We start from the raw sequence: 20,560 nt of genomic DNA on the forward strand, positions 1-20,560 counted from the left end.
CGGAGGCTGCGCGGACGAGTGGACTTTACCTACCATGAGCCAGGCTCGGGTTACCCAGCGCTGTCAGGAGGCCGAGTGTCCACAGTCGTCATCAAGCGGCCACCGCGTCGACCAGCGCCGGAGATTCCCGCCGGTGAGCTGTCGGTCGACGCACCGCCGGAGATCCCCGTGGTGACCGGCGGGCGGTGGCAGCAGATGCTCATGCTGCTGCCCATGCTCGGCGGCACTGTCGCGATGGCGATGATGTTCGGCCGGGGCGGCGGGGCCTACTCGTACGTGGTGGGCGGCATGTTCGGGCTCTCCTCGTTGGCGATGCTCGTGACGTCCTGGGGCAGCGCCTCCGGCACCCCGAAGAAGTCCGAGATGATGGCCGCCCGCAGGGAGTACCTACGCCACCTGGCCACGCTGCGGCGGCGGGTCCGGCGGACCGCGGGCCAGCAACGGGCCGGGCTCTACTACCGGCACCCGGATCCGGGCCGGCTCTGGTCGACGGTGGACAGCCACCGGGTCTGGGAGCGGCGCCCCGCCGACCCCGATTTCGCTGTGGTGCGGGTCGCCGTCGGGCCGCAGACACTGGCCACCCCACTGGTCCCACCGGTCACCCGGCCGCTGGAGGAACTCGAGCCGATGACCGCCGGCGCGCTACGCCGCTTCCTGGACGCGTACTCCGTGGTGCCGGACCTGCCGGTGGCGCTGTCGCTGCGCAGCTTCGCCCGGGTGCACGTACGATCCGCCGGCCGCGGCCGGGCGACCACCCCGACCACCGGCGGGCCACCGACCGGCGACCCGGCGGCGCAGGCGCTGGTCCGGGCCGTGCTGACCCAGCTGGCGGTCTTCCACGCCCCCGACGAGCTGCTCGTCGCGGTCTGCGCCGGGCCGGAGCGCCGCGCCTGCTGGGAGTGGGTGAAGTGGCTCCCGCACGCTCACCATCCCGGCCGCACCGACGCGCTCGGCCCGGTACGCCTGGTCACCAGCTCGGCCGCCGAGTTGGAGTCGCTGCTGGCCGACGTGCTGGCCACCCGGTCCCGGTTCAGCCCTGCCGGCCCGGCCACCGACGGCCCGCACGTGGTGGTGGTCCTCGACGGCGGCGACCTGACCGGTGCCAGTGACCTGACCGGCGACGGCGGCATCGACGCGGTCACAGTGCTGGACCTGGACACCCCGCCGCCCCGACTGCTGGACCGGTACGCGCTGCTGCTGGAGCTGCACGGCCGGCGGCTGCACTCGCTGTCGTCCGACGGGCACGCCGAGGTGGGCACCGCCGACCAGGTGGAGCTGGCCGACGCCGAGGCGGTCGCCCGACGGTTAGCGCCGCTGCGGCTCGCCGGCGCGGCCAGAGGGCCGGACGCCCCGTTCCAGGCCGACCTGGGCCTCCCCGAGCTGCTCGGTCTCGGTGACCCGGAGAGCTTCACCGCGGAACAGGGCTGGTTGCCGCGTTCGGCACGGGACCGGTTGCGGGTGCCGATCGGCGTGGGCACGGACGGCGGCGCCATCGAGCTGGACCTCAAGGAGTCCGCCCAGGACGGCATGGGCCCGCACGGCCTGCTCATCGGGGCGACCGGCTCCGGCAAGTCGGAGCTGCTCCGCACGCTGGTACTGGGGCTCGCCGCCACGCACAGCTCCGAGCAGCTCAACTTCGTGCTCGTCGACTTCAAGGGTGGCGCCACCTTCACCTCGTTCGACAGGCTGCCGCACACCGCAGCCGTGATCACCAATCTGGCCGACGCGTTGCCCCTGGTCGATCGCATGGTGGACGCGATCAACGGTGAGTTGGTCCGCCGCCAGGAGTTGCTGCGGCGGGCCGGAAACTTCGCCAGCGTGCGCGACTACGAGCGGGCCAGGGCGGCCGGCAGCCCTCTCGCCCCGCTGCCGTCGTTGCTGCTGATCTGCGACGAATTCTCGGAGCTGCTCTCCGCCAAGCCCGACTTCATCGACCTGTTCGTGCAGATCGGCCGGCTGGGCAGGTCTCTCGGCGTGCACCTGCTGCTCGCCAGCCAGCGCCTGGAGGAGGGCCGGCTCCGCGGGTTGGACACCCACCTCTCGTACCGGATCGGGTTGCGCACCTTCTCGGCGCTGGAGTCCCGGACGGTGCTCGGCGTGGCGGACGCGCACGAGCTGCCCCGCTCACCGGGCCACGGCTACCTGCGTGCCGGCACCGACCCGCTGGCCCGGTTCAAGGCCGCGTACGTCTCCGGGGCCGTCCGCCGTCGGGCCGCGCCGGGCGGCGTCAACGCCGAGGGGGGTGCGCGGCTGCTGACCTTCACCACCCACGTCGTACCGGTGCCCGAGCCGGCGGTCCCGGTGGTGCCCGTCGTAGCGGAGAAGGAGGGCACCAGGACGCTGCTCGACCTGCTGGTGGACCGGCTCGTTGGGCAGGGCCCGCCGGCGCACCAGGTCTGGCTCCCGCCGCTCGGCCAGCCGCCGGCCCTGGACGAGTTGCTCGGTCCGGTCGAGGTGCACCCGAAACGCGGGCTGACAGTTGGCAACCCTGAGCTGCACGGGGCACTCGGCGTGCCGATGGCGGTGGTGGACAGACCACTGGAGCAGCGCCGGGACCTGCTCTGGCTGGCACTGGACGGCGCTGCCGGGCACGTCGCTGTGGTCGGTGCGCCGCAGAGCGGCAAGTCCACAGCCCTGCGCACGCTGATCTGCGCGCTGGCGCTCACCCACACACCGGCCGAGGTGCAGGTCTACTGCCTCGACTTCGGTGGCGGCGGGTTGGCCGCGCTGCGCGACCTTCCGCACGTCGGCGGGGTGACCGGCCGCGCCGACCCGACCGCCGTACGACGCACGGTCGGCGAGATGACCACCCTGCTGGTCGACCGGGAACGCCGCTTCGCCGAGTTGGGCGTGGAGTCGATGGCCGCCTACCGGCAGCGCCGGGCGGCAGCGGGGACGGTGGGCCAGCCGGGCACCGACCCGTACGGCGACGTGTTCCTGGTGATCGACGGGTGGACCACCATCCGCGGCGAGTACGACGACCTGGAGCCACTCGTCACCGATCTGGCCACCCGGGGCCTGTCGTACGGGCTGCACGTGGTCGCCACCGGGCTGCGCTGGCTGGATTTCCGCCCCGCGATCCGGGACCTGTTCGGCTCCCGGCTGGAGTTGCGCCTCGGTGACCCGGCCGACTCGTTGGTGGCCCGGCGCGCGGCAGCCAACGTGCCGGAGCGCTCCGGCCGAGGCGTGACCGCGGAGGGCCTGCACTTCCTCACCGCGCTGCCCCAGCTCGGGACCGCCGGTGGAGACACAGCCGACCTGGTCAAGCGGGCCGCCGATGGGTGGGCGGGTGCCCCGGCGCCCCGGGTGCGGCTGCTCCCGCCGGTGCTGCCGTACGCCGATCTGGACCTCACCTCGACGACCGGGCTGCGGCTGCCGATCGGGATCGCGGAGGCGGACCTGCGACCGGTGTTGCTCGACTTCGCCACCGAGCCGCACTTCGTGGTCTTCGGGGACTCGGAGTGCGGCAAGTCGTCGTTCCTGCGCGCGCTGGCCACGTCGATCATCACCCGGTTCACTCCCGAGCAGGCCCGGGTGATCCTCGTCGACTACCGGCGCAGCCTGCTCGGTGCCATCGAGACGCCACACCTGATCGGGTACGGCACCGCGGCGGCACACACCGCTGACCTGGTCGAGTCGGCCGCCGGTTACCTGGAGCGGCGGGCTCCCGGGCCGGAGGTCACCCCGCAGCAGCTGCGGGACCGGTCCTGGTGGTCCGGGCCGGAGCTGTTCGTGCTGGTGGACGACTACGACCTGGTGGCGGCCGGGCCGGCGAACCCGTTGCGCGCGTTGGAGGAGCACCTGCCGCACGCCCGGGACATCGGGCTGCACCTGGTGCTGGCCCGCCGTTCCGGTGGGGCGAGCCGGGCCCAGTACGAGCCGATCGTGCAGCGCCTGCGGGAGCTGTCCACGGCCGGCCTGGTGATGGCGGGCAGCCCCGAGGAGGGCGCACTCGTCGGGCCGGTGCGACCCGGACCGCTGCCGCCGGGGCGTGGTCGGTTGGTCACCCGGCGGGAGGGCGTACGCCTTGTTCAGCTGGCACAACTGCCACCGCAATGACCTGACTCGCCGGTTCTTCCCGTGACGGGTGGGGATACCGGTAATCTCCGATCGTCATGGTTCCGTCGGGATGAATGGCTGGGTATGTGACTGGGGTGCGGTACAGCGGTCCGTCAGCGGCCCGACGAGCGACCGGCGGGGCGCTGCTCGGCGTGGCAGCGGCGCTTGCTGTCGTGGCGCCGACCGCGGCAGCCGTGCCGGTCGCCGCGCCCACCAACGGTGGACAGCTCGCCGGCGCGCCGATGGCGTTCGCCCCCGGTGACGCCGTCGCCCGCACCGACCAGGTCCGCGACGAGCAGTGGCAGCTCGACGAGTTGCAGGCCGAGACGGCGTGGCGCAGCTCGACCGGCCGGGGAGTGACGGTGGCGGTGGTCGACTCCGGAGTGGACGGCAACCACCCCGACCTCGTCGGCCAGGTGCTGCCCGGCAAGGACCTGGTCGGCCCCGGTGGTGCGCCGGGCCCGGACCCGGTGGGTCACGGCACCACTGTCGCCGGCCTGATCGCAGGGCGCAACGACGACAAGCGGGGCGTGGTCGGTCTCGCACCGGACGCCCGGATCCTGCCGGTCCGCGTGCTGGACGAGGAGAATCGGTACGACGACGCGCTGATCGTCGCCCAGGGGGTCCGCTGGGCGGTCGACAACGGCGCCCGTGTGATCAACCTGTCGCTGGGCGGTAGCGGTGACAGCCCGGCCCTGGCCGCCGCCCTGGACTACGCATTCGTCCGGGACGTGGTCGTGATCGCCTGCACCGGCAACCTGGCCACCTCCACCAGCACCAAGGTCTGGTACCCGGCTCGGGAGCCTGGTGTGATCGCGGTGTCCGGTCTCGAACGCAGCAGCGACAACCTGTGGTCCGGCTCGATCACCGGCCGGGCGACGGTGCTCACCGCTCCCGCCAGCGGCCTGGTCGGCGCCAAGCCTCCCGGCGGGTACTGGCGGGTGCAGGGCACCAGCTTCGCCGCGCCACTGGTGGCGGCGACCGCCGCGCTGGTCCGGTCCCGCTATCCGCAGATGCCCGCGGGTGAGGTGGTCAACCGGTTGTTGGCCACCGCCCGTGACCTGGGCCCGACCGGGCGGGACGACCGCTTCGGGTACGGGGTGGTCGACCCGGTGGCCGCGTTGACCGCTCAGGTGCCGTCGGTGACCGCCAACCCGCTGGACGACCAGACGTCGCCGGGCGTCACCGGTTTCGGTCCGGCGCCCGGCTCGGTCGACGACGATCCGGTGGCCGGCGCCGGTAGCGATCCACTCGGTCTCGCCGCATCCGGTCAGCACAGCCGCTGGACGGCTCGGGCGGCGGGCGGTCAGGACACCTCCGCGCCGGAGCAGCTGTGGACCACTGTCGTGCTCCTCGTCGCTCTGGTCGGCGGCGCGGCCCTGATGGTGCGCCGGCTGCGTCAGCGGACCCGTTGATCGTGACCGGCCGGCAGGCCTGACCGGCCGCCCGGCCGGGTAGAACGGACCCATGAGTACGCACCGGCCGCCCACCCTCGCCCCCACCGGCCAGCCGTCCTGGCGGCGCCGCCGATTCGACCCGGACCATGCGCTGGGTCTGCGGCTCACTCTCGCCGCGACGGCGGCGTTCCTGGTGCTGGTGCCGTTCGCGCTGCTCACACTGCTGGTGCTCGGTGCCTGGGCGCCACTGCACCGGCTGGACGCGGCGGTCACCGACGCGCTGCACAGCTACGCCCAGGATCACCCGGCGTGGGTCATGCTGATGCGGGTCTGGACCGAGGTGTTCGCACCGATGCCACTGCGCGCCGTCGCCCTGCTCCTGGTGGTCCTGCTGCTGCGCCGGGGAGCCCGCCGGCTGGCCCTCTGGGCGGCCACCACAATGGTCGTCGGCGGGTTGATCGGTCCGCTGCTCAAGTTGCTGGTCGGCCGGGACCGGCCGGAGTTGCTGGACCCGGTGGCTCGGGCCGCCGGTTATTCGTTCCCCTCCGGGCACGCGCTGAACGCCACCCTGGCCGCCGGGGTGCTGCTGCTGGTGCTGCTGCCGTACACCGGGCGGGGTTTGGCGCGGGCCGCGCTCTGGGTGGCGGCGGTCCTGCTCACAGTGGTGACCGGGCTGAGCAGGGTGACGTTGGGCGTGCACTTCACCAGTGACGTGGTGGGTGGATGGCTGCTCGGTGTGGCGGTGGTCGCGGCTACCACCGCCGCGTTCACCAGTTGGCGGGCACACACAGGTCTCCGGCCGGTCCGACCGACCCGCGACGGCATCGCTCCCGAGGTCGAGCGGCATCCGGGGGCAGCCTGAGGAGTGACGACGCGGCCGGCCGGGTACTGGCCGATTCATGTCCGAGACCGTGGTCCAGATCCTCCGGCGGGTGCTGCTGCCGGTGTCCCTCCTGCTCGGGCTCATGGTGCTGCTCGGGGTGCTGGTCACTCGGGTGTTCGCCCGGACCTGGCCGTTCACCGTGGAGGACGCGGTGAACCGGGAGTTGGCCGCCGACCGCACCGGCGACTGGAACAACGTTTCGCTGGTGTTCAGCACGCTGGCCAGCACCCAGATGATCGTCGCGGTCACGGTGCTGGTGGCGCTGGCGCTGCGGCTCTGGCTGAAGCGCTGGCGCGAGCCGCTGTTCCTGTGCGCGGCGGTGACCGCCCAGGCACTGGTATTCCTGCTGACCACGCTGGCAATCGACAGGCGGCGGCCGGCTGTGGAGCACATGGACGTCTCGCCACCGACGTCGAGCTTTCCGTCCGGGCACACCTCGGCGGCGGTGGCGCTCTACGTCGGCATCGCCGTGCTGCTGGCGCTGCGGGCACGGAGCACCGGCGCGAAGGTCGCCTGGTGGACGCTGCTGCTGATGGTGCCGCTGGGCGTGGCGGTGACCCGGATGTACCGGGGAATGCACCACCCGAGCGACGTGGTGGCGTCCTTCCTCAACGGCGGCACGTGCGTCGCGATCATGGCCCGTGCCGTGCTGGACCGGGGGCTGCGGTGGGGACGGGCGAAGCTACCGACCGTCGGGCGTCGCCCCCTGCCGGCTCAGGGCTGAGCTGGCCGCGCAGCGACGCTCAGGTGCACTCACCGGTGGCGACCTGCCGGTTGCGTTCGGCACCGGCCAACGCCACCGGGCGGGCCTCGGCCGCCGTCACGGCGAAGCCGGTGTTCGGGTCGTCGGACGCCGCCGCGAAGATCACGCCGAGCACCAGGCCGTTGGCGGAGAGCAGCGGACCGCCCGAGTTGCCGCTGCGAACCAGCGCCCGGATCGTGTAGATCTCCCGGGTCACCTCACTGGACGAGTAGATGTCCGGTCCCTTGATCCGGTCGACGTCCCGGACCCGCGCCGACTGCGCGTTGTACGGGCCGTCGAGCGGGAAGCCGAGCACTATGGCGTCGGAGCCGCTGCCCGCGTTGCCGGCGGCGAACCGCAGGGACGGCCCGGGCAGCCCGGGCACGAGCAGCACCGCCAGATCCCGGTTCGGGTCGTAGACCACCACCTTGCCGTCGTACCGCTCGCCGCCCAGCTCCACGGCGACCGAACGGGTGCCGGCCACCACGTGCGCGTTGGTCATCACCCGGTCGTCCGCGTACACGAAGCCGGAGCCCTCGATCCGGCGTGAGCAGCTGGGCGCGGAGCCGAGCACCTTCACCACCGACTGCTGACCGCTGACCACCACCTGCGAGCCGGCCAGAGCCGGGTCCGGCGGATCGACCTGCCGGGCCCGGGTGGGCGCGAGGTCACCGAAGACGTCCGGGAACCCGTCGGTGTCGACGGTGTCCTCCAGCGCCGTGGACAGCTGCTGGGCCTGCTCCGGCAGAACCTGGTTGACCACCGTGATCAACGCGCTGTTGCGGACCGAGGCAGCGAGCCAGGGCACCGAGGACGAGCCGAGCGGCACGGCGACCAGCCAGGCGAGCAGGAGCACCGCGAACAGCGAGACGAGCGCCCCACCGACGTCGTCGGCCCGTTTGCCGACGTCGCTGGTGATCGTCTTACGCAGGTGCGAGCCGAGCCAACCGGCGAGTGCCTGCCCGACAACTGCCAGCCCGAAGATGGCCACCAGCGAGATCAGCACACGGGTGCCGGCGTCGACGAACTGTCTGGCGAACAGCGGCCCGAGCTGGAGACCCAGCAGCAGACCCAGGAAGAAGCCGGACAACGACGTGACGCCGATGACGAAACCCTGGCGGTATCCGCTGATCGCGAACACGAGCATGAGCAGCAGCAGGACGAGATCCACGACGGACACGGGTCAAGCGTACGGGCAGTGTGCCCACCGGATGACCATCGCTTGCGGATGGTGACCGTGCGGTCAGCGCAGGGCGTTCTCGTCAGCCTCGTCGGTGCCGGCGGACGGGGCCGGTGTGGCACCGGTCGGCGGAAGCTCCACCACCCGGCCGCGCGACCACGGACGGGCCCAGCCGCCCATCTCGAGCAGGGTGGCGAGCACCCCGGCGGTGAAACCCCAGACGAGCATCCCGCGCGCCGAGAACGCCGGCCCGATCCAGCCGCTCGGGTGCCGGACCAACAGTCGGTTGGCCGGATCGACCAGCTCGCTGACCGGCAGGCGGGCGACGTGAGCCACCTCGGCCGGCTCCCGTGGGTGCACCGGGTGCGGGTCGTGCCACCAGGCCAGCACGGGCGTGACCACGAAGTCGCTGACCGGGATCCACAGTTTCGGCAGCTCGGCCAGCACTGTCACGCTGGCCGGGTCGAGGCCCACCTCCTCGTTCGCCTCACGCAGGGCGGTGGCGCGGACGTCGGCGTCCTCCGGGTCGGCCGCACCACCGGGAAAGGCGGGCTGGCCGGCGTGGTTGCGCAGGGTGGCGGCGCGTTGCAGGACCAGCACGTCGGGGCCCGCGCCGGGCTGCTCGCCGAGCAGCACCAGCACGGCGCTCTCCCGACCGCCCTCGGCGGGCGTGACCAGCCTGGTGAAGTCCTCGGCGCGGGCGGTGCCCAGCCGGGTCAGCAACGGCTCGATCCACTCAGGGGGCCGACGGGTCACGCCGGCACCGCCAGGCCCAGGTGCTGGCCGACCAGCTTGGCGAGCTTCGCGTCGTCGAGAGCGCCGCTGGCGTCGATGTGCCGGACCTGACCGTCGGCGTCGACGAAGAGGGTCAGCGGAATCGCGTTGCGCTTCAGCTCGCGCTGGAGCGCCTCGCCCTGGTCCACAAGGATCGGGAACCGGACGCCGAAGTCCTCACCGATGGACTGGGCGCCGCCCCGGCTGTCCCGACTGTTGACCCCGACCACCTGGAGCTGACCGGCGGCCCGCTCGCTGAGGCGCTGGAAGGCGGGCAGCTCCTTGCGGCACGGCGGGCACCAGGAAGCCCACACGTTGATCACCGCCGGCCCGGCCACCTCCCGCAGCACGACCGGGGCACCGCCGGTGAAGCAGGAGAGCGTCAGCTCCGGCAGCGCCGACCCGCCAGCGGCGCGGGCCGTCGGGCCGGGCGTTCCGGGGGCCGTCGGGCCTGAGCCGGGCGACGCCGGGATCGCCGTTGCCGGGGTCGCCGTCCCGGAGCCCTGTGCCGCGGCAGTGGGTGCCGTGCTCAGCGCGGCGCAGTCCCGGAACGGGGACGGACGCTCGGCGGCGGCCGGGCGGGGGGCTGGCTCGTCGTCGGCCGCGCCGCTGGTGCAACCGGTGGCCGCCAGCAGCAGCGGCAGGACGGCGAGGGCGAGGCGTCGGCGGTTCACGGCACCTCCGCCGCGATCGCCTGCGCCGGGACCAGCTCCGGATCGACCCCGGCAGCCACCGCGAGGTCGCGCGCCCGAGGGCCCTTGAGCAGCTTGGCGGCGGCCGCCGGCTCGGTCGGCCCGGTGCCGTACGAAGGGCAGAGCTTCGCGAGCGTGCAGGCACCGCAGGCCGGCTTGCGGGCGTGGCAGACCCGTCGCCCGTGGAAGATGATCCGGTGCGAGAGCATGGTCCAGTCGCGCTTGTCGTACATGGCGCCGATCGCGTGCTCGATCTTGACCGGGTCGGTCTCGGTGGTCAGCCGCCACCGGTGGACCAGCCGCTGGAAGTGCGTGTCGACAGTGATGCCCGGGACGTCGAAGGCGTTGCCCAGGATCACGTTGGCGGTCTTGCGGCCGATGCCGGGGAGCGTCACCAGGTCGACGAGCCGACCCGGGACCGTGCCGTCGTACCGGTCGAGGAGGGCCTGACCGAGCTTGAGCAGTGAGTCGGTCTTGTTGCGGTAGAAGCCGGTGGGCCGGATCAGCTCCTCCATCTCGCCCCGGTCTGCGGCGGCGTACGCGGCAGCGCTCGGGTAGCGGGCGAAGAGTTTCGGGGTGACCTCGTTGACCTTCTTGTCAGTGCACTGTGCGGACAGGATCGTGGCGACGGCCAGCTCCAGGGCATTGGAGTGGTCCAGCTCACAATGCGCGTCGGGATGCGTCTCGGCCAGCACCCGGCCGATCTTGCGGGCACGGCGTTTGCGCCCGAGATCGGTCTCGCTGGCACCGGGAGGGCTACTGGTCACGACGGTCAGCCTACGTCGCACCCCGGACGCTTCTCCTCGGGTCAGCCGGCGGTCGGCGCCGAGATCTTCCCCTGCCCATCGAGGCGAGCGCCGCCCTTCGGGAAGTCGGCGCGACTCAACTCGGTGACCAGGCCCAGGCCCCGATCATCCGGGTCCATCGTCGGCTTGCCCGCCGAGTTCATGTACGTGGAGGTGAACGAGCCGCCGGCCCAACTGCCGTCCGGCTTGAGCGACACCTTCAGCACCCCGCCCCAGCCGAGGCGACCGTCGTTGCTCAGCGAGTTGCCGCCGCCGGCGAAGTTGCCCAGGCTGTACGCGATCAGGCGCCCCTGGTAGAACTCCATCCCGCGCAACACGTGCGGGCCGTGCCCGACGATCAGGTCGGCGCCAGCGTCGATCATGGCGTGCGAGAACTTCACCGGGTCGCCCCGGTTTTCGCCCAGGAACATCTCGGTGCCCGGCTTCACCCGGGTCTTGTCGACGCCCTCGCCACCCATGTGCACCTGCACCACGACCAGGTCGGCCATGGTGGCGGCCTTGGCGACCACCGCCTTCGCCTTGTCGATGTTGACGAGGCTGTTGGACCAGACGTACGACGAGAACCCGGCGACGGCGACCTTGACGCCCTTGACGTCGACCACTGTGATTTCGTTCGGTGCGCCGGTGTGCTCCAGGTCGTACTTCTTCAGCGCCTTCTGGGTGTTCTCGTAGCCCTTGGGCCCGTAGTCGTAGCCGTGGTTGTTGGCCTGGTTGAGCACGTCGAAGCCGGCGTCGCGCAGGTGGGCGGCATACTCCGGCGGGGCGCGGAACTGGAAGCAGCGGGTGGAGTTCGCCCCGCACTTGCCGGTGCCGGTGTCGACAGTCAGCGGCTCCTCCAGGTTGCCCATCACCAGGTCGGCCTTGAGGGCCGCGGTGACCGAGTTGAAGAAGCCCTTGCCGCCGTCGGCGGGCAGCCGAGCGGGCGCGTTGCCCATGATGATGTCGCCGGTGGCGGAGAGCGAGATCGCGCCACCCTGACCGGACGATGCGGACCCGGTGGCCTTCGGGCCGGCAGTGGAGACCGGCGCGCCGGTGCCACCACCTCCCGCGCCGGGCTGCCAGACGGGTGCCTCACCACCGGGGTCGGCACAGCCGGCCACGAGGAGGGCGGCCAGCAGCGCGGCGAGGCCGAGGGCGACGCGGCGGCGCGGGCGGGACGCGAGGGGGGCGGGAGCATACATCGCCCGCGACCCTACCGGTCGTTAAACACGCCAACGACAGCCGATCGGGTGGACTTTGCGCCAGTGAGCTGGTCGGACCACGGCACGACCGGCCGGGAACCACCGGCGAGCACCGCCGCGTGCACCGCTCGGGCGAGCGGGGCGCCCCAGGTGGAGCGCGGTCCGCCGTACGCGGCCTCCGGCCCGTCCACCGGGCAGAGCACTGTGACAGCGTCGGTGGGCGTGCCGGTCCCCGGAACCCCCAGCTCGGTGATCGCCTGGGTCTTCGCCTCGGTAGCGGTGGCCACCGCGTTGACCAGCGCCGAGTCGGCGAGCCGGGCCGGCACGTACACCACGATGTTGACAGTGCCGACGCGTTGGGTGAGCGCGGCCGGCGTCGGCGCGGCCGCGGGCACCGGCGTGCCGAGCCCGACCGTCGCCCAGGCCCGCACTCCGGCGTCGGTTCGCGCCACCACCTCGGTCACATCGACGCCGGTCAGCAGACCGATCCCGGGCCCGTCGAGGGCCAGCTCGGCGGCGAGCGAGGCCAGGTGCGCCGCCGGGTCCTCCCGGTCGTACGACATCGGTACAGTCGCGTTCAACACCCACCGCCGGACCCCGATGCCACCGCCCAGCGGAGCGCTGCTGACCGCCCGCAGGGGCACGTCCGCGCGCCAGACGAGCAGCGGGACGTGCCGCCCGTCCTCGGGGCGGCTGGTCAGAGTCGGCTCGTTCAGCACGTCGGGCAGGTTACGCCCTGCGATCACGATTCCAGGGGCGACCTCTGATTCATGCTCACGTGCGCCTAGACTTGGCGGCGCGCGAGGGGATCAGCGGACGGCGGCCCCGGCCGACGGACGGCACGCGCAACCGGAGGTGCGCAATGGACGAGGTACTGGCCCGCAGCGGGATCTTCCAGGGTGTTGACCCGGAAGCTGCCGAGGCGCTTGCCAAGGAGATGGAGACGATCGAGGTCCGCAAGGGCGAGATCGTCTTCAATGAGGGCGAGCCCGGTGACAGCCTCTACATCCTGCTGTCCGGGAAGATCAAGGTTGGTCGCCGCGCAGCGGACGGCCGGCAGAACCTCATCGCGGTGATGGGGCCGTCGGACATGGTCGGTGAGCTGTCGCTCTTCGACCCGGGTCCGCGTACGGCGACCGCCACCGCGGTGACCGACACCCGGCTGGTGCGGCTGCGTAAGCAGGCGCTGCGGCCGTGGCTCAACAACCGCCCGGAGATCGCCGAGCAGTTGCTCCGGGTGCTCGCCCGGCGGCTGCGCCGGACCAACGACTCGCTCGCCGACCTGATCTTCACGGACGTGCCGGGCCGGGTCGCCAAGAACCTGCTCCAGATGGCGGGCCGCTTCGGCACCCGCGACGGCGGCGTTCTGCGGGTGACCCATGACCTCACCCAGGAGGAGATCGCCCAGCTCGTCGGCGCCTCCCGGGAGACGGTCAACAAGGCGCTGGCCGATTTCGCCTCGCGCGGCTGGCTGCGGTTGGACGGCAAGAGCATCATCATCCTGGACCCGGAGCGCCTGGCCCGTCGCGCCCGCGTCTGAGCAGCACCAGACGTCCCCGCCCACCGTCACCGACGGTGGGCGGGGACGTTTCTGCCGTCTGCCCGACGCAGAATCGCTGGTGTGGAGGCGGTGCCGCTGGTGAGGCTGGGGCCCATGATGAACCGAGTTGCGGTGCTCTCCGACATCCATGGTGTCCTGCCGGCGCTGGAGGCCGTACTGGCCGAGCCGGACGTCGCCGCCGCCGATCTGATCGTGCTCACCGGCGACATCGCCGCCGGCCCGCAGCCGGTCGAGGTGCTGGACGTGCTCGCCGAGCTGGGCGACCGGGTGTGCTGGGTCGGCGGCAATTGCGAACGCGAGCTGGTCGAGGCCCGGGCCGGCCGCCCGGCGTCGATCGAGGTGTCGAACTGGGCCGCCGGCCAGTTGCGCGACGACCAGGTGGCCCGGCTTGCCGCGCTGCCGGCGACTGTGACGCTGGAGATCGACGGCCTCGGGCCGACGCTGTTCTGCCACGCCACGCCCCGTGACGACGAGGAGGTCGTGCTCGTCGACTCCCGGATGGCGCGCTGGGCCGAGGTGTTCGACGGTCTCCCCGCCGAGGTTTCCACGGTGGTCTGCGGCCACACGCACATGCCGTTCACCCGGCTGGTCGACCGGCGTCTGGTGGTCAACCCGGGCAGCATCGGCATGCCGTACGGGGGCGCGGGCGCGTGGTGGGCGCTGCTCGGGCCGGGCGTCCAACTGCGCCGCACCGCCTTCGACGTGGACGCGGCCTGCGCCCGGGTGGCTGCCGAGTCGACCTTCCCCGACGCCGCCGCCTGGGCCGACGAGTACCTGCGCTCCCGGCACAGCGACGCCGACGCGCTGACCGCCTTCGGCCCCCGCGACGGCCGCTGAGCCGGCCCCCGGACGGCAGGCGGCCGCTAGGCGGCGGGCGGCGGCAGGCGGCAGGCGGCAGGCGGCAGGCGGCAGGCGGCGGCAGGCGGCAGGCGGGATACCGGTCAGGGAGCCTTTGGAGCTGAATCGTTTGCGGCATCAGCAGTAGGTGATCGGCAGGCCGAACCGCGAACGCGGTCGACGGGCGCGGGCGACGGGCGCGGGCGCGGGCGACGGGCGCGGGCGCGGGCGACGGGCGCGGGCGCGGGCGACGGGCACGGGCGCGGGCGACGGGCACGGTCGCGGGCGACGGGCGATTCGTTTGTGACATCAGCTCCATAGCGAGACGAGCAACCCAGGCCCTCCTCCCGCGCCGCACCATCGCGAGCCCACCCGGGCGTCGCGGGCTCAGAAAAAGTCAGTCTTGACTGTTTGTTTCGTAGGCAGCAGGCTGTCTCAGTGCCCACCGCATCGACGCGCGTCCCGCAGCAGGAACGCAGCCGCGCCACCCAGGCCCGGCTGCTGGAGGCGACAGTCGACTGCCTGATCGAGCACGGTTGGTCCGGCACCACCACCACAGTCGTCGCGGCGCGGGCCGGTGTTTCGCGTGGGGCACAGCTGCACCACTACCCGACGAAGGCGGCGCTGGTGACAGCCGCGGTGGCCCATCTGGCCGAGCGCCGGGCCGACGAGTTGCGCACCGAGGCCGAGGCGCTGCCGGCTGGTCCGCAGCGGTTGGACCGGGTCGTCGACCTGCTCGCCGTGGCGTTCACCGGGCCGCTGTTCGTGGCCGCGCTCGAGCTCTGGGTCGCCGCCCGCACCGATCGGGAACTGCGGGACGCCCTGGTGCCGTTGGAGGCGACGGTCGGGCGGGAGATGCACCGGCTCACAGTCGCCCTGCTCGGTGTCGACGAACGTCGACCCGGTGTCCGCGAAGCGGTGCAGGCGACGCTCGATCTGCTCCGTGGGCTCGGGGTGGCCAACCTGCTCAGCGACGACTCCGCCCGTCGGGCCGCCCTGTTGACCACCTGGAAGCGCCAGCTCGCCACCCTGCTCACGCCCTGACCGCCGGCCGCACCGGCCACCACCGACCGGAGGCACCATGGTCGACCTCAGCGATCTGCTCACGGACCTGGCCGACGAGTCCGCCCAGCTGGACGCCCTGGTAGCGCCACTACCCGTTGCCGACTGGGCGAGGCCGACCCCGGCCCCGGGCTGGAGCATCGGGCATCAGATCGCCCACCTCGCCTGGACCGACCACGTCGCGCTGTTGGCCGCGACCGATCCCGAGGCGTTCTACGCGACGGTCACCGCAGCGCCGGACGTGACCCGCCTCGTCGACGTCGGCGCCGAGGAGTTCCTCGCCCCGCCGGCCGAGTTGCTCGCCCGCTGGCGGGCCGGGCGCACCGCGCTCGTCGACGCGCTGGCCGCCGTTCCGGCCGGCGGCAAACTGCCCTGGTACGGCACCCGGATGTCGGCCACCTCGATGGCCACCGCCCGGATCATGGAGACCTGGGCGCACGGAGCGGACGTGGCCGATGCCCTCGACGTGGTCCGCCCCGACAGCCACCGAATCCGGCACGTGGCGCACCTGGGCGTGCGTACCCTCGGGCACGGTTTCGCCGCGCACGGCCGGGAGGCACCGACGGCGCCGGTCCGGGTCGAGCTGGTCGGGCCCGGCGGGGAGGCCTGGAGTTGGGGTCCGGCGGACGCCGCCGACCGGGTCACCGGCCCGGCTCGGGACTTCTGCCTGCTGGTCACCCAGCGCCGACACCGCGCGGACCTCGCTCTGGTCGCCACCGGGTCGGTCGCCGACGAATGGCTCGACGTGGCGCAGGCCTTCGCCGGGCCGCCGGGCGACGGCCGGCGGCCGGACGGCGGGATCGGGGCAGGGGCGTGATCCGCATCGGCAACGCCTCCGGCTTCTACGGCGACCGGTTCACCGCCTGGCGGGAGATGCTCGACGGCGGTGAGCTGGACGTGCTGACCGGCGACTACCTCGCTGAGTTGACCATGCTGATCCTGGCCCGGGACCGTATGCGCGACCCCGACCTGGGCTACGCGAAGACGTTCCTGCGGCAACTGGAGACCTGCCTCGGCACCGCCCTCGACCGAGGGGTGCGGATCGTGACCAACGCCGGCGGGCTGAACCCGGCCGGCTTGGCCGCCGCCATTGAGAAGCTCGCCCACCGGCTCGGCCTGCCGACCCGGGTCGGGTACGTCGAGGGCGACACGATCCAGCGACCGGACGCGTTGAGCGCGAACGCCTACCTCGGCGCGTTCGGGATCGCCGCCTGTCTCGACGCAGGCGCGGATGTGGTGGTCACCGGCCGGGTCACCGACGCGTCGCTGGTGGTCGGCCCGGCCATCGCCCGGTACGGGTGGGGCCGCGACGACCTCGACGAGCTGGCCGGGGCCACCGTCGCGGGGCACCTCGTCGAGTGCGGCGCGCAGGTCACCGGCGGCAACTTCAGCTTCTTCACCGAGCTGCCCGACGGCGGCCACCGGCCCGGGTTCCCGATCGCCGAGGTGTACCCCGACGGCTCATCGGTGCTCACCAAGCATCCGGGCACCGGCGGCGCGGTCACAGTGGAGACGGTCACCGCCCAACTGCTCTACGAGATCGGCGGGCCCGCGTACCTCGGGCCGGACGTGGTCACCCGACTGGACACTGTGACGCTTCACGCCGAGGGGGCGGACCGGGTCCGGGTTTCCGGCGTGCGGGGCACGCCGCCACCTCCCACGCTGAAGGTGGGCGTCAACAACCTCGGCGGCTTCCGCAACTCGATGACGTTCGTCCTGTGCGGTCTGCACATCGAGGCGAAGGCGGCAGTGGTCCGGGGGCAGATCGAGGAGGCGGTGGGCACTGACGGGCTGGAGTTCACCCTTGCCCGGACCGACCATCCGGACGCCGTCGACACCGAGGCGGCCAGTGCCCTGCTGCACGTACACCTGCGGGACGGCGACAAGGCGCGGGCCGGGCGGGCCTTCTCGGCCGCCGCTGTGGAGTTGGCCCTGGCCTCGTACCCGGGCTGCACCCTGACCACAGTGCCGGGCGACGCGACACCGTACGGCGTCTTCACCGCCGACGCGGTGCCGCAGGACGCGGTGGCGCACGTCGCGGTGCTACCCGGTGGCGAGCGGGTGCCGATCGCCCCGCCGATCCGCACCGCCAGCACCTCGCAGGACGAGTCGACAGCGGGTGGCGACGCGGTTGTCGACGGCCCGACCCGGCGCGGGGCGCTCGGCGATGTGGTCGGCGCACGTTCCGGGGACAAGGGCGGCGACGCCAACCTCGGTGTCTGGGCGCGTTCCGACGCCGGGTACGCGTGGCTGCGGACCTGGTTGACAGTCGAACGGCTGGCCGAGCTGGTGCCGGAGACCGCGCCGCTGTCGGTGCGGCGCTACGAGTTGTCGAACGTGCGCGCTGTCAACTTCGTGATCGAGGGCCTGCTCGGCGCCGGGGTGGCCGCGTCCACCCGGTTCGACCCGCAGGCCAAGGCACTCGGCGAGCTGCTGCGCGCCCGGGTCGTCGACCTGCCTGCTGACCTACCGACCGGGGCGTCCCGATGAGCATCGTGGACTCCCCGGAGCGCCGGCAATTGCGCGAGCTGACCCGGGCGTTCGTGACCCGGGAGGTGTTGCCGCACCTTGACGACTGGGAGCGGGCCGGCGAGGTGCCCCGGACGCTGCACGCGACCGCCGCGAAGCTCGGCCTGCTCGGCATCGGCTTCCCGGAGTCGGTGGGTGGCAGCGGCGGTGACCTACTCGACTCGATCATCGTGACCGAGGAGCTGATCCGCTCCGGTGGCTCGTCCGGGCTGGTGGCGGCCCTGTTCACGCACGGGATCGCGTTGCCGCACATGGTCGCGGCGGCCGGTGCCCGTACCGGTGGCTCGCTGGGCGGGCGGCTCGGTGGCGTTTCGTCTCCGGGCGACGACAGCCTGATCGAGCGGTACGTGCGGCCCACGCTGTCCGGCACGATGATCGGCGCGCTGGCCATCACCGAGCCGGACGGCGGCTCGGACGTTGCCGGAATCCGCACCACCGCCCGCCGCGACGGCGACCACTACGTGGTGAACGGGTCGAAGACGTACATCACCAGCGGGCACCGGGCCGACTTCGTGACAACGGCGGTGTGTACCGACTTCCCCGGCAGCGGTGAACTCACATTGCTGGTCATCGACAAGGGGTCGCCCGGGTTCACTGTGGGACGCCGGTTGGAGAAGCTGGGCTGGCACTGCTCGGACACCGCCGAGCTGTCCTTCGCTGACGTGCGGGTGCCGGTGGCCAACCGGATCGGCGCGGAGAACACCGGCTTCCTGGCGATCATGCAGCACTTCGCGGCGGAACGGCTGTCGCTGGCGACCCAGGCGTACGCGACAGCGCAGCGCTGCGTCGAGTTGGCGGTGCGCTGGTGCCGGGACCGGGAGACCTTCGGGCGTCCGCTGGCCAGCCGGCAGCTGATCCGGCACCGGTTGGCCGAGATGCACACCCGCGCGGAGGCGGCCCGGTCGTACGTGCACGAGGTGGCCAACCGGGTGGCTGCCGGCGAGCCGGTGGTGACAGAGGTGGCGATGGCGAAGAACGTCGCAGTCGCCGCCTGCGACCACGTCGTCGACCAGGCGTTGCAGCTGCACGGCGGATTCGGCTACCTGCGCGACGCCGAGGTGGAGCGGCACTACCGCGACGCGCGGATCCTCGGCATCGGCGGCGGCACCACCGAGATCATGAACGAGATCATCGCGAAGGGCATGGGCCTGTGAGCGCGAGGAGTGAGCCGGGCCTGCGAGCCCCGCAGTCGCGAACGAAGGAGGCACAGTGACCACACTGGGCAGCGCTGTCGACCCGTCCGCGGCCTCGTACCTGGCGAACCGGGCCGCGTTGCTGGAGCGGTTGACCGAGCTGGACGCCGCGCTGGACCAGGCGCGCGCGGGTGGTGGCGACAAGTACGTGACCCGGCACCACGCGCGCGGCAAGCTGCTCCCCCGGGAGCGGATCGAGCTGCTGGTCGACGCCGACAGTCCCTTCCTGGAGTTGTCGCCGGTCGCCGCGTACGGCTCGGACTTCCCGGTCGGTGCCAGCGTGGTCACCGGCATCGGGGTGGTCGAGGGCGTGGAGTGCCTGATCGTCGCCAACGACCCGACGGTACGCGGCGGCGCCGTCAACCCGTGGTCGCTGGCGAAGACCCGGCGGGCCGGCGAGATCGCCCTGGCCAACCGGCTGCCCATGGTCAATCTGGTGGAGTCCGCCGGGGCGGACCTGCCCACCCAGGCGGAGATCTTCATCCCCGGCGGTCGGGTGTTCCGTGACCTCACCCGGCTCTCGGCGGCTGGCATCCCCACTGTCAGCGTGGTCTTCGGCAACGCCACTGCCGGTGGCGCGTACGTGCCGGGAATGTCCGACCACGTGATCATGATTCGGGACCGGTCACAGGTGTACCTGGCCGGTCCGCCGCTGGTGAAGATGGCGACCGGCGAGGTCACCGACGACGAGTCGCTGGGTGGCGCGGCGATGCATGCCGGCACGTCCGGGCTCGCCGACTACCTGGCCGCCGACGAACGGGACGGCATCCGCCTGGCCCGGCAGTGCGTCCGTCGACTGAACTGGCGCAAGCAGGGCCCGTCGCCGCGGACGGCGGTGCCGCAGCCACCGAAGTACGACCCGGAGGAGCTGCTCGGCATCACCAGCGCCGACCTGAAGGTGCCGTTCGACCCTCGGGAGGTGCTGGCCCGGATCCTGGACGGCAGCGACTTCGACGAGTTCAAGCCGGCGTACGGGGACGCGCTGGTCACCGGATGGGGCGAGTTGCACGGGTACCCGGTGGGTGTCCTGGCGAACGCCCGAGGGGTGTTGTTCAGTGCGGAGGCGCAGAAGGCGGCCCAGTTCATCCAGCTCGCGAACGCCTCGGACACCCCATTGATCTTCTTGCAGAACACCACCGGCTACATGGTGGGCACCGAGTACGAGCAGCGCGGCATCATCAAGCACGGCGCCCTGATGATCAATGCGGTGTCGAACTCGACGGTGCCGCACCTGACTGTGAACCTGGGCGCCTCCTACGGCGCCGGCAACTACGGCATGTGCGGCCGGGCGTACGAGCCGAGGTTCCTGTTCACCTGGCCGAACGCGAAGTCGGCGGTGATGGGCCCGGCGCAGCTCGCGGGGGTGCTGTCGATAGTGGCCCGACAGGCGGCTGCCGCGCGGGGACGCGACTACGACGAGGACTCCGACGCGGCGATGCGAATGATGGTCGAGCAGCAGATCGAGTCGCAGTCCGGCGCGCTCTTCCTCTCCGGCCGGCTCTACGACGACGGGGTGATCGACCCGCGGGACACCCGGACCGTCCTCGGGCTCTGCCTCTCGGCGATCCACAACGGACCGGTGAAGGGCGCCGACGGTTTCGGCGTCTTCCGGATGTAAGCCGTGAGCGCGAGGAACGCAGCGAGGCGGAGTCCCGCAGTCGCGA

Annotated in this window: 17 protein-coding genes; 11 read left to right on the forward strand and 6 right to left on the reverse strand. The window is 72.5% G+C overall.

Features of this window, described 5'->3' with window-relative positions:
* The first annotated feature begins 75 nt into the window (after window positions 1–75).
* From eccCa to AB0K35_RS08275, 4 genes are all read left to right on the forward strand, one after another.
* Window positions 76–4,059: a type VII secretion protein EccCa gene (eccCa, locus tag AB0K35_RS08260; RefSeq protein WP_363884375.1), complete on the forward strand. Its 3,984-nt coding sequence runs from the start codon at window positions 76–78 to the stop codon at window positions 4,057–4,059.
* 74 nt (window positions 4,060–4,133) lie between these two features.
* Entirely contained in the window at window positions 4,134–5,474 is a 1,341-nt protein-coding gene (gene mycP / locus AB0K35_RS08265; RefSeq protein WP_363884377.1) for a type VII secretion-associated serine protease mycosin, read from the forward strand.
* 52 nt (window positions 5,475–5,526) lie between these two features.
* Entirely contained in the window at window positions 5,527–6,318 is a 792-nt protein-coding gene (locus tag AB0K35_RS08270; protein ID WP_363884379.1) for a phosphatase PAP2 family protein, read from the forward strand.
* A 37-nt stretch (window positions 6,319–6,355) separates the two neighbouring features.
* Entirely contained in the window at window positions 6,356–7,063 is a 708-nt protein-coding gene (locus AB0K35_RS08275) for a phosphatase PAP2 family protein (protein ID WP_238667237.1), read from the forward strand.
* A 19-nt stretch (window positions 7,064–7,082) separates the two neighbouring features.
* Here AB0K35_RS08275 and AB0K35_RS08280 read toward each other — a convergent pair whose 3' ends face one another.
* The 6 genes from AB0K35_RS08280 to AB0K35_RS08305 all read right to left on the reverse strand — a co-directional run bounded on the left by AB0K35_RS08280 (window position 7,083) and on the right by AB0K35_RS08305 (window position 12,433).
* On the reverse strand, window positions 7,083–8,261 hold the full coding sequence (locus tag AB0K35_RS08280) for a MarP family serine protease (protein ID WP_091403296.1): 1,179 nt from the start codon (window positions 8,259–8,261) through the stop codon (window positions 7,083–7,085).
* Window positions 8,262–8,324: 63 nt separating this feature from the next.
* On the reverse strand, window positions 8,325–9,017 hold the full coding sequence (locus AB0K35_RS08285) for a CoA pyrophosphatase (protein ID WP_363884381.1): 693 nt from the start codon (window positions 9,015–9,017) through the stop codon (window positions 8,325–8,327).
* A complete protein-coding gene (locus AB0K35_RS08290; RefSeq protein WP_363884383.1) occupies window positions 9,014–9,709 on the reverse strand; it encodes a redoxin family protein in 696 nt (231 codons plus the stop codon). The genes AB0K35_RS08285 and AB0K35_RS08290 overlap by 4 nt, the downstream gene beginning before the upstream one ends.
* Window positions 9,706–10,494, reverse strand: a complete 789-nt coding sequence (gene nth, locus AB0K35_RS08295; RefSeq protein WP_357363149.1) for an endonuclease III — start codon at window positions 10,492–10,494, stop codon at window positions 9,706–9,708. Before nth ends, AB0K35_RS08290 begins: the two co-directional genes overlap by 4 nt.
* Window positions 10,495–10,535: 41 nt before the next feature.
* The gene (locus AB0K35_RS08300; protein WP_238667241.1) at window positions 10,536–11,714 is read right to left on the reverse strand and encodes a CapA family protein; all 1,179 of its coding nucleotides are present in this window, start codon (window positions 11,712–11,714) and stop codon (window positions 10,536–10,538) included.
* Window positions 11,715–11,725: 11 nt separating this feature from the next.
* A complete protein-coding gene (locus AB0K35_RS08305; RefSeq protein ID WP_238667242.1) occupies window positions 11,726–12,433 on the reverse strand; it encodes an adenosylcobinamide amidohydrolase in 708 nt (235 codons plus the stop codon).
* A 143-nt stretch (window positions 12,434–12,576) separates the two neighbouring features.
* Here AB0K35_RS08305 and AB0K35_RS08310 point away from each other — a divergent pair, with 143 nt between their 5' ends.
* The 7 genes from AB0K35_RS08310 (at window position 12,577) to AB0K35_RS08340 (ending at window position 20,514) form a co-directional block, all read left to right on the forward strand.
* Window positions 12,577–13,254, forward strand: a complete 678-nt coding sequence (locus AB0K35_RS08310) for a Crp/Fnr family transcriptional regulator (protein ID WP_007466162.1) — start codon at window positions 12,577–12,579, stop codon at window positions 13,252–13,254.
* Window positions 13,255–13,368: 114 nt separating this feature from the next.
* On the forward strand, window positions 13,369–14,112 hold the full coding sequence (locus AB0K35_RS08315; protein WP_238667243.1) for a metallophosphoesterase family protein: 744 nt from the start codon (window positions 13,369–13,371) through the stop codon (window positions 14,110–14,112).
* A gap of 438 nt (window positions 14,113–14,550) precedes the next feature.
* Window positions 14,551–15,156 (forward strand): TetR/AcrR family transcriptional regulator, encoded by a 606-nt coding sequence (locus tag AB0K35_RS08320; protein WP_091403316.1) that lies wholly within the window; start codon window positions 14,551–14,553, stop codon window positions 15,154–15,156.
* A gap of 37 nt (window positions 15,157–15,193) precedes the next feature.
* Complete coding sequence (locus AB0K35_RS08325) at window positions 15,194–15,991, forward strand: TIGR03084 family metal-binding protein (protein ID WP_363884386.1); 798 nt, start codon at window positions 15,194–15,196, stop codon at window positions 15,989–15,991.
* Window positions 15,988–17,664 (forward strand): acyclic terpene utilization AtuA family protein, encoded by a 1,677-nt coding sequence (locus tag AB0K35_RS08330; protein WP_363884388.1) that lies wholly within the window; start codon window positions 15,988–15,990, stop codon window positions 17,662–17,664. Before AB0K35_RS08325 ends, AB0K35_RS08330 begins: the two co-directional genes overlap by 4 nt.
* Complete coding sequence (locus tag AB0K35_RS08335; RefSeq protein WP_238667245.1) at window positions 17,661–18,857, forward strand: acyl-CoA dehydrogenase family protein; 1,197 nt, start codon at window positions 17,661–17,663, stop codon at window positions 18,855–18,857. Before AB0K35_RS08330 ends, AB0K35_RS08335 begins: the two co-directional genes overlap by 4 nt.
* Window positions 18,858–18,912: 55 nt before the next feature.
* The gene (locus AB0K35_RS08340) at window positions 18,913–20,514 is read left to right on the forward strand and encodes a carboxyl transferase domain-containing protein (protein ID WP_363884390.1); all 1,602 of its coding nucleotides are present in this window, start codon (window positions 18,913–18,915) and stop codon (window positions 20,512–20,514) included.
* The last annotated feature ends 46 nt before the right edge of the window (window positions 20,515–20,560 follow it).

Origin of the sequence: Micromonospora sp. NPDC053740 (assembly GCF_040677775.1) — a bacterium.
GTDB classification, from domain to species: Bacteria; Actinomycetota; Actinomycetes; order Mycobacteriales; family Micromonosporaceae; genus Micromonospora; species Micromonospora alfalfae.